Source organism: Arhodomonas sp. KWT (assembly GCF_010993615.1).
Map to the genome: position 1 here is coordinate 1 of NZ_WNXE01000117.1, position 8,859 is coordinate 8,859.

Consider the following 8,859-nt stretch of genomic DNA (forward strand, 5'->3'; position numbering starts at 1 on the left):
GGCACGGCGATGGCGCCGAAGCCGATGTGGACGTGTCTGCGCATGGTCGCCCCAGGGCGGCCATCCTGGCTTTGCCGTGCCTGTGTGGCGCTGGCAGAACGCGCACATCGGGGTTGCGAGGTCGGTCGCGCAAGGCAGTGGGCGTTGCCGGCACTGCAGGACGGGATGTTGGCTGCCAGGAGCAGCCAACCTACAACACCGGTTCCCTTCACCGGCGTGCCGTAAGGGGGACTGTCGGCAAACCCGGTAACCCCGCAGCTCCCGAAGGTCGGCTGCTCCTGGCAGCCGACATCCGTTCCATATAGGCCGTGGACCGGTCGTTTGCAGGCAACCCGCGGGACACCCCCGTGGAGAGCGCGGCGCTGGTCGCGCGGGGGCGCTTGTAGGTTGGCTGCTCCTGGCAGCCAACATTACTGCCATATCGGCCGTTCGTGTAATCGGGCACCGCAGGCGGTCGATGCGTGGCGCCGGTTTGCAGCAACGATCGATCCCGTTGTTGCACCGAGGCGTGCGAGGCGGTAGGAGTCCGGGGTCATGACGGCGCTATCATCAGGGCACGGTATCTCCCGCTGGACGGGCGAGTTCGTCAATCGTCGCCAGGAGTGGCGGTATCGGCGTTATGTCCGTGATACCACGGCGACGCAGAAGGTAGGTCGTGCGCCGCCGGTCTGCGAGGTCTCGAGCGGTGGTGCCGGGGCTGTCGCACACGGCCTTCGGCCGTGCACGACCTACCCGAGATCCCCGGCGGTGTACCGGCGCGCCGTTTCCGGTCGGTCGGTTGCCTTCGGCAGCAGTGGTAGGTCGTGCGCCGAAGGCGTGCGACGTGTCCGCCGGAGCATTGGGTGGGCCGGTACACACATCCACCTCCGGGATGTCAGTCGCAGGTCGGTTGCCCGGAGGCAACCGACAAGCAGTCCTCGTGGAGAGGGAGGCGGTTGATCCCGTTGTTGCACCGAGGCGTGCGAGGCGGTAGGAGTCCGGGGTCATGACGGCGCTATCATCAGGGCACGGTATCTCCCGCTGGACGGGCGAGTTCGTCAATCGTCACCAGGAGTGGCGGTATCGGCGTTATGTCCGTGATACCACGGTGACGCAGAAGGTAGGTCGTGCGCCGCCGGTCTGCGAGGTCTCGAGCGGTCGTGCCGGGGCTGTCGCACACGGCCTTCGGCCGTGCACGACCTACCCGAGATCGCCGGCGGTGTACCGGCGCGCCGTTTCCGGTCGGTCGGTTGCCTTCGGCAGCAATGGTAGGTCGTGCGCCGAAGGCGTGCGACGTGTCCGCCGGAGCATTGGGTGGGCCGGTACACACATCCACCTCCGGGATGTCAGCCGCAGGTCGGTTGCTCGGAGGCAGCCGACAAGCAGTCCTCGTGGAGAGCGAGGCGGTTGATCCCGTTGTTGCACCGATGTGTGCGACACGGTAGAAGTCCGAAATCATGACGGGGTTATCATCGCGGCACGGTATTTCCCGGTGGACGGGCGAGTTCGTCAACCGTCGCCAGGAGTGGCGGTATCGGCGCTACGTTCGTGACTCGGCGGCGCGGCAGCTTCGTGCCGCGTTGCTCGTGGCGGCGGCGCTGTTTCTCTCCTTCGGCCTGTCGGATTATGCCCTCATCGGCATCGGTCCCGCCTTCTACATCCTGGTGTCCCTGCGGGTCATCGTTGTGGTTTCCGCTCTGGCGCTGGCCTGGGCGGTGAGTCGACGGCCGGCGCGGGTTGATAACGCACTCCCCGTCAACGCCGTGTGGGTTGTGGCGCTGACGGTGGTGATCCTGATCGTGCCGTTGCGCCCGGAAACGCTCAACACGCAGATCCCGGCGGTAATGGTCGTGGTGATCACGATCTATCTGTTCATCCCCAATCGTATCCCGTTCATGATTGCTCAGAGCGTCTACCTCGGGGTGGGGTTCCTCCTCGCCGTCATGATCTGGGCGCCGCACCAAGAGCGGCTGCTGGCGACGATGACGCTGCTGCTGGTTTTCGTGAACACGGTGGGTCTGTTCACCGCTCTGCGGCTGGGCCGGCTGCGCCGGGAGCAGTTCGCGCTGCTGCGGGACGAACGTCTCACGAATCTGCGACTGCAACGCGAGGTCGCCGAGCGTCAGCGGCTGCAGGAGCGCTTCGAGCGACTTGCGCGGGAAGACGAGCTGACCGGCCTGTGCTCGCGCCGGCGTTTCTTCGAGCTGGCCGCCGAAGTGCTGCGCGATCGCCGGCGTGGTGACGGCGACACGGCGGTGTGCATGATCGATGTCGACCACTTCAAGGCGATCAACGACCGCTACGGCCATGCGGCGGGGGACGCCGCACTCGTGGCTTTCGGGAGCCGGTGTGCCAACGTGCTCCGCGAGCCGGATATCATCGCCCGTCTCGGTGGCGAGGAGTTCGTGGTGCTGCTGCCGCAGACGGACCTGGACGGCGCCCGGGACGTGGCGGAGCGGCTCCGCGAGGCGATCGCGGGCGAACCGGTGGCCAGCCCCGCCGGGCCGCTCCCGCTTACTGCCACTCTCGGCGTCTCCCTCGTGCATCCCGGTGAGAGCGACATCGAGCCTGCCCTCAACCGCGCGGACGCGGCCCTCTACGAAGGCAAGGCGGCGGGGCGTGACCGGGTGGTGTTCTCGGACGCTGCCGGGAAGCCGGGCACGCCGTTCTACGCCGACCGCTGAATCCCGCTGCCGGAGTCCCGCGATGCGCCGCTCTCTGCGGGGAACCGTGTCGTTCTGAATACGGGGGTCTGCACGTCGCCGAGGCCGCCTGTCCCGGGAGCGGCCTCGCGCGCGCGTGTGGTAATCTGTATCGGTAGAAAGCTATCCGTCCGGGCGCTGGTGGCGCCGGCGGTGCCCGTCTTACCTATCGAAAGGACTCGACTTCCCGATGAGCCGTTATCGCCAGAATGCTGCGCTCGCCCGCGAGGACCACTATCCCGTCGCTTCCGCCCTGCAGCCCGGTGATGACGAGATAAGCCTCCTCGATCTTGCACTGGTGCTTTACCGGCGCCGCTGGCTGATGGCCGCCATTCTCGCCACCATCGTGGCGTTGACTGCCCTCTATGCCGCCCTGCGCACGCCGGCCTATACCTACACCACCGTGCTGGAGGTCGGCAGTTACCTGAGGGGGCCGGCCGGGGAACGGAACCGCGTGCCGGTAGCGGCTTCACCCACGGTGAGGGAGCGTCTTCAGCAGGCCATCGTGCCGGTGGTGCGGGGCCGGCAGTCCGGGGCGGAGCGGGGTGCCCCGAAGGTCGCGGTTTCGGGCAGGGTGGCCGCCTCCGATGCCGCGCCGGTGTTCGTGCTCCGAAGCGAGGCCGCAGAGGCCGATGCCAGGCGGATTCAGGCACTGCATCAGGGCGTCGTGGACCGACTGATCGCCGATCATCGCAAGCGTCTCGGTACGGTCCGCACGGACAGATCCCTCGCCGTGGACCGGGCGCGGGCGCGCCTCGCGCACCTGCAGGCAGACGCCACGCGGCGTGCGCGGACCCAGCCGAAGGTGGAGGCCGTGGCCTCGGCGGCGCGTGCGGTGGTCCATCGGGTGCGCGTCTTCCACACCGAGCGGGTCAGGCGCGCAAAGGCCCTCGAGCAGGCGCGGCTGAAGATCGACGGCCTGGGCGACGAGCGTCGACTGCTGCAGGCACGTCAGGCCCGGCTCGAAGACCGCGAGGCGCTGGCGGACGAGCAGCTCGACGGTGCACGCCGGATTCTCGATCGGCTTGCGCAGAGCCGGGCGCGTGTCGTTGATCGCTCCGGTTCGCCGGCCGATGCCATGGCGCTGCTGACCATCGACAGTCGTATCGCCGGAATGCGCAAGCGCGTGGACACCCTGTCCGAACGGCTGCGAGTGACCCTGCCGGATCGTCGCGACGAGCTCGCCAATGCGTTGGAGAATAATGCCCGGGCCCGGAAACGGGCCGCCGGGGATCTCGCAAAGCTGGAGCGTGAACACGAGCAGGCCGCGACGGACTATCAACGGGAACTCGCCGGACTGCGTGCAGCGCTGGACCGCGCCCGCACGGCGCTGATGAGCGAGCGCGAGGCCCACCGCGAGGCGGTGGCGGACGCGTCTCGTGCCGTGCGTGCCGCGGAGAACGAGGCGGATACGATCGTGCCGACGGATGCCGCCTTCGTGGCCCAGCGCAGTGCCTCCCCGATCGGCCCCGGTGCGGTCACCATACTGGCACTGGGCGGTGCCCTTGGGACCATGATGGCCCTGTTCGGCGCCTTTCTTGCGGAGTTTGTCGGGCGGGCCCGACACCTCCTTCGCTGATGGTCGATAATCCGGGTGTGCGCCGCCGGCGTGTGTCGTTCTCGTGCTATAGAGTGTGAGTTCGATCACGCTGTGATGTTAAATTGCGCATCCTGAGCCGGGGCGTTCCACGGCCTGTGGTATCGTCCCGCTCCGCTGGACCTCTGCCCGCAACATCACCCGGAAGCCGCGATACCCATGAGCGACCACCCACCCCGCACCGTCGCCCCAGGTTCCGATGGAACGAGCTGGCCTGCCTACCCGGACGATGAGATCAGTCTACTGGACCTGTGGGCCGTACTGGTGCGCCGCCGGCTCTGGCTATTCGGCATCGCAGCCCTGGTGGTGCTCGTGACTGTGGCGTATGCGCTGCTGCGCACGCCGGTATTCGAGTATCGCGCCCTGGTCGAGATCGCCTCCCAGGACGATGGCACCACGCCTGTCGAGAAGCCGTCGGCCGTCGCCGCCCGGTTCAACGATATCTATATCCCCCAGGCGACGTCCGCCTGGAGCGAGGCGCACCCGGACAGCCCCGAGCCGGGGGTGGAGGCGGGCGTGGCCGGCGATGCGGACCTCGTACGCCTCAGCGGTAAGGGGGCGCAGGTCCTCAGCGATGCCTATGCGAGTGTCATGAAGGACGCGGTGGGGCGGTTGACGGAGGACCACGCGCCGATCACGGAACGGCTGCGCAACCGGCTGCGCCAGCAGCAGTCGCGTGCCGAGCGGCGGCTGGCCACGGCGCGTGATTCGGTGACAGAGATCGTCGAGCGTCGAAAGATGCTGGACGGGCGCACGGCCCGTCTCACCCAGGAGATCGATACCCTGCAGCAGGCCCTGGGAGAGCTGGAAGCAGTGCGTCCGGACGGGATTGCCGACTCCCCCGATGCCGTGAGTGCGGTGCGGCGGCTGCTGGACAACGAGGTCGCCTTCAAACGTCAGCGCCTCGATGACCTGCGCACGGAGCTGAATACGGACCTGCCCCGGCGCCGTGACGAGCTGAACGACCGGCTCGATACGGCCCGCAACGAGGTCGAGTCCCGGGAGGAGGAGGTCGCGCTGCTGGCCGACCGGCTTGCGGCCATTACGGGTACCCGGCTGGCGGCGGCACCGCGCCGTTCCGACCGTCCTCAGGGGCCGTCGTCCGCGGTGATCGTCGCACTGGGGGCCGTGCTGGGGCTGATGCTCGGCGTTTTCGCGGCCTTTGGGGCCGAGTTCGTCAGCCGGGCGAATGCCCATATGCGGGAGACCTGATGTCGGTGTGCGGCGGCCGTCCGGCGCCGGAAGGGCGCATATCCCCCTTGAATGAGGGAGAATGCGATATGAGGTGTGACGCGGCATGACGTGTGTTACGCATGAGGCGGAACCGACATGAAGCGCTGGTATGTCGTTCACTGCAAGCCCCGAGAGGATGCGCGCGCGCAGGCGCATCTGCGCAATCAGGACTTCGAGGTATTCCGCCCGGTCACGCGGATCAGGCGCCGCCGTGCGGGCGGGATGACCTGGTGCACGGAATCGCTGTTTCCGCGCTACCTGTTCGTCCGCCTGGACGATGTCGACGAGTGCTGGGCGCCGATCCGCTCGACCCGGGGCGTTGCCGGGCTTGTTCGCTGGGGTGATCACGTCCCGCCCGTGCCCGATCCGGTCATCGACGGGCTGCGGGCGCGTTGCGACGAGCACGGTGCCATCGATCCCGCCGCCGCGGGCGGGGATTTCCGGCCGGACGAGCGTGTGCGCGTGGAGTCCGGGCCCTTTGCCGGTTTCGAGGCGGTGTTCCAGGCCCGCAGCGGTGAGGAGCGGGTGATCGTGCTCCTCGAGTTCATGCGCCGTGTCCGGCGTGTCACGGTGCCGGAGCAGGCCGTCAGCCGGTTCTGATCGCGTCACATGAGCCTGGAACCGTCCACCCTTCAGTACCTGACTGTCGCCCTTCTCGCCCTTGCCGGGGCGAGCGGGGTGATTGCCCTGCTTCGACCGTACGCCGAACGCGTTGGCCTGATCGATCGTCCGGGCGGGCGCAAGCGGCACGCCGCCGCGGTGCCGCTGATTGGCGGTATCGGCGTGTTCGGCGGGTTCCTGCTCGCCTCGGCGGCGGCCCCCGTGCCGCTGGCACCAAGGAGCGCGTTGTTCGCGGCTATGGCGTTGCTGCTGCTCGGCGGGGTGCTCGACGACATCCGGGACATGCGGAGTACGAGCAAGCTCTTCCTCCAGGCGGTCGCCGCTGCGGTAGTGGTGGCCTCCGGTGACAAGGTCGTGCGTCATCTCGGCGGGTTTCCCCTGGCCGGTGAATTCGGACTGGAGGCCTGGGCGGCGCCGGTGACCATTTTCGCCCTCGTCGGACTGGTCAACGCCACCAACATGCTGGACGGGCTGGACGGGCTCGTGGGCGGGGTGGTGTTCGTGATGCTCGGCTGGCTGCTGTTCGTGGCCGGTCTTCAGAATGACGGCGCGCTGTCACTGGTGATCGCGGCGCTCATGGGCGGTGTGGCCGGCTTCCTCGCGTTCAATATGCGTTTCCCGTGGCGCGGGCGCGCCAGTGTGTTCCTCGGGGATGCCGGCAGCATGAGCCTTGGCCTCGCGGTGGGGTGGATCGTCATCGAGCTCTCCCAGGCGCGGGAACCCGTGCTCCCGCCCGTGGCCTACGGCTGGGTCCTGGCCCTGCCGGTGGTGGACACGGTCAGCCTGATGATCCGGCGGTTGTGCAAGGGGCAGAGCCCCTTCGCCGCCGACCGGGAACACCTGCACCATATCTTTCTGCGCGCCGGCTACACCCCCGGGCAGACGAGTCTGTGCCTGATCCTGATCGCCGTGGTGCTCGGGGCCGTCGGCGTCCTCGGCGGACTGGCGGGGATGCCGGACTGGCTGCTGCTTGTCGGTCTTATGGCGGTGGTCGTGCTTCATTACGTCTTCATCCGCCATGCGTGGTACACGATGCGGGCGCTACGCCGGCTCCACGCGGGCTGGGAAGGGGGGCATGGTCCCTTCGGCAGCGTCGGGGCCGCGCGGGTGATCATGCAGCCGCCGGTGAACGGCTGGCGTCGCTCCATTGCGCTATTCGGTATCTATCTCGCGATCTTCTGCCTCCCGTTCTCCACCGCCGGGATGAACCTGGGTATCGGGCTCGTGCTGGTTGCCACGGCCATGGCGCTGCCGGCCTTCTGGCGGGATGCCCGCCGGCTGGTGCTCACGTGGCTGGTGTTCGCGCTCACCGGTTATATCGTCGCGCGCGCCGTCATCGGCGATGCGCCTGCGGATGGTACGCCGTCGTGGGACCACCTCATCCGGGTGACCGGGCTGGTCAGTCTGCCGGTGGGCTGGTGGCTGGCCGGGGCGCGCACGCAGTGGGTGTGGATGCTCATGTCGCTCGTGGCCGGCGGCGGGGTGGCGTTCGTCGCCCAGGCGAACTGGGGCAAGCTCAATGCCGGCGTGCTCAGCGATCCGGCAGCCTGGGGGTCGGCGTCGACTTCCGGCTTCCTGGGGGCGGTGATACTGATGCTGCTCCTCGGCGGGATGATCGCCGCCGTCCACCGGCTGGGCCGTGGCTGGCGACCGGTATTCACCCTCGCCGTATGCGTGGCGCTCAGCGTGCCGGTGATCATCGTGCTCGTGGGCTCGCGCTACACCACGGGCTGGGTGGGGGCCATGGCGGGGGCGCTGGTGATCGGCGCCGGCGCCATCGCCTACGGCGTGGATCGCCGTCAGTGGCTGGGGCTGGCCGGCGGGGCCTTCATGTTCCTGGTGGTCGGACTGGGGGCCTGGGAGGTGGTGATCACCGGCAGCGGCCCGTGGCGGGACGATCTGGCCGAGCCGATTCAGGCCGCGGCGCTGTATCTCGGCGGCGAAGTGGAGCAGGCGCGGGCACTGGATCCCTCCACGGGTCGGCGGCTGCAGTTGTGGCAGGGCGCGGTGGAGCGTATCGCCGAGCGCCCGGTGTTCGGCTGGTCGCGTATGTCGCCGCGCCAGTTCGACGGACCGCTGTCGGCGTTCCGGGAATACAACACGCTATACGGCGCGGTGGCGGTCGGCTTCGGCCTCGTCGGAATGGCGTTGTTCGCGGCCGTGGTCGTCGGCGTGCTCTATCAGTTTGTTGCACTGGCGCGGGACCGGATATGGCCGACGTCGTGGGTCCTGGCCATGCTCGGGGCCAATGCGGCGGTGCTGGTGATGCTGGGGCTGGCGATACAGATCGACGATACATCGAGCCGCACCGTCATCGTCCTGCTCATGGCCGCGGGCGCGGCGGCAGCCTTTCAGCGGCAGTGGATCCATCGGGGGTGACGCCGCCGGGCGACCGGCGGCGCACCCTCTCCCCAGCCCCTCTCCCGTGAAGGGAGAGGGGCCCGCGGTGTTGCAGGTTGGTTGCTCCCGGCGACCAACATCCCGCCTGGTAGCACCGGGAATGTCGGCTGCCCGGAGCAGCCGACCTACGGGAGTTGTGGGGTTGCCGGTTTTGCCGGTGGGAACCCTTTACGGGATGCCCGTGAAGGAGACCAGTGTTGTAGGTTGGCTGCTCCTGGCAGCCAACATCCCGCCTGGGTTGCCGGTGCGCCCCGCCTACAGGTACTTCTGGTAGGTCAGGAAGCGTTCGTCCAGGGTCCAGCCGGCGTCTTCGTAGCAGGCCTGGCC

At 68.5% G+C, this 8,859-nt stretch carries 5 protein-coding genes; all 5 read left to right on the forward strand.

Annotation, left to right across the window (positions count from 1 at the left end; translation table 11 throughout):
• Nucleotides 1-1,436: 1,436 nt before the first annotated feature.
• The 5 genes from G7A99_RS14055 (at nt 1,437) to G7A99_RS14075 (ending at nt 8,511) form a co-directional block, all read left to right on the forward strand.
• Complete coding sequence (locus G7A99_RS14055) at nt 1,437-2,663, forward strand: GGDEF domain-containing protein (RefSeq protein ID WP_163141181.1); 1,227 nt, start codon at nt 1,437-1,439, stop codon at nt 2,661-2,663.
• 208 nt (nt 2,664-2,871) lie between these two features.
• Entirely contained in the window at nt 2,872-4,260 is a 1,389-nt protein-coding gene (locus G7A99_RS14060) for a Wzz/FepE/Etk N-terminal domain-containing protein (protein ID WP_163141184.1), read from the forward strand.
• Between the two features lie 177 nt (nt 4,261-4,437).
• Nucleotides 4,438-5,490, forward strand: a complete 1,053-nt coding sequence (locus tag G7A99_RS14065; protein WP_163141186.1) for a Wzz/FepE/Etk N-terminal domain-containing protein — start codon at nt 4,438-4,440, stop codon at nt 5,488-5,490.
• A gap of 117 nt (nt 5,491-5,607) precedes the next feature.
• A complete protein-coding gene (gene rfaH / locus G7A99_RS14070; RefSeq protein WP_163141189.1) occupies nt 5,608-6,111 on the forward strand; it encodes a transcription/translation regulatory transformer protein RfaH in 504 nt (167 codons plus the stop codon).
• A 9-nt stretch (nt 6,112-6,120) separates the two neighbouring features.
• Entirely contained in the window at nt 6,121-8,511 is a 2,391-nt protein-coding gene (locus tag G7A99_RS14075; protein WP_163141192.1) for an MraY family glycosyltransferase, read from the forward strand.
• The last annotated feature ends 348 nt before the right edge of the window (nt 8,512-8,859 follow it).

What these genes read in the sequence shown, in the direction of transcription:
- G7A99_RS14055 (WP_163141181.1), top strand. Translation starts at nt 1,437, where the DNA reads ATGACGGGGTTATCATCGCGGCACGGTATTTCCCGGTGGACGGGCGAG.
- G7A99_RS14060 (WP_163141184.1), top strand. Translation starts at nt 2,872, where the DNA reads ATGAGCCGTTATCGCCAGAATGCTGCGCTCGCCCGCGAGGACCACTAT.
- G7A99_RS14065 (WP_163141186.1), top strand. Translation starts at nt 4,438, where the DNA reads ATGAGCGACCACCCACCCCGCACCGTCGCCCCAGGTTCCGATGGAACG.
- rfaH (WP_163141189.1), top strand. Translation starts at nt 5,608, where the DNA reads ATGAAGCGCTGGTATGTCGTTCACTGCAAGCCCCGAGAGGATGCGCGC.
- G7A99_RS14075 (WP_163141192.1), top strand. Translation starts at nt 6,121, where the DNA reads ATGAGCCTGGAACCGTCCACCCTTCAGTACCTGACTGTCGCCCTTCTC.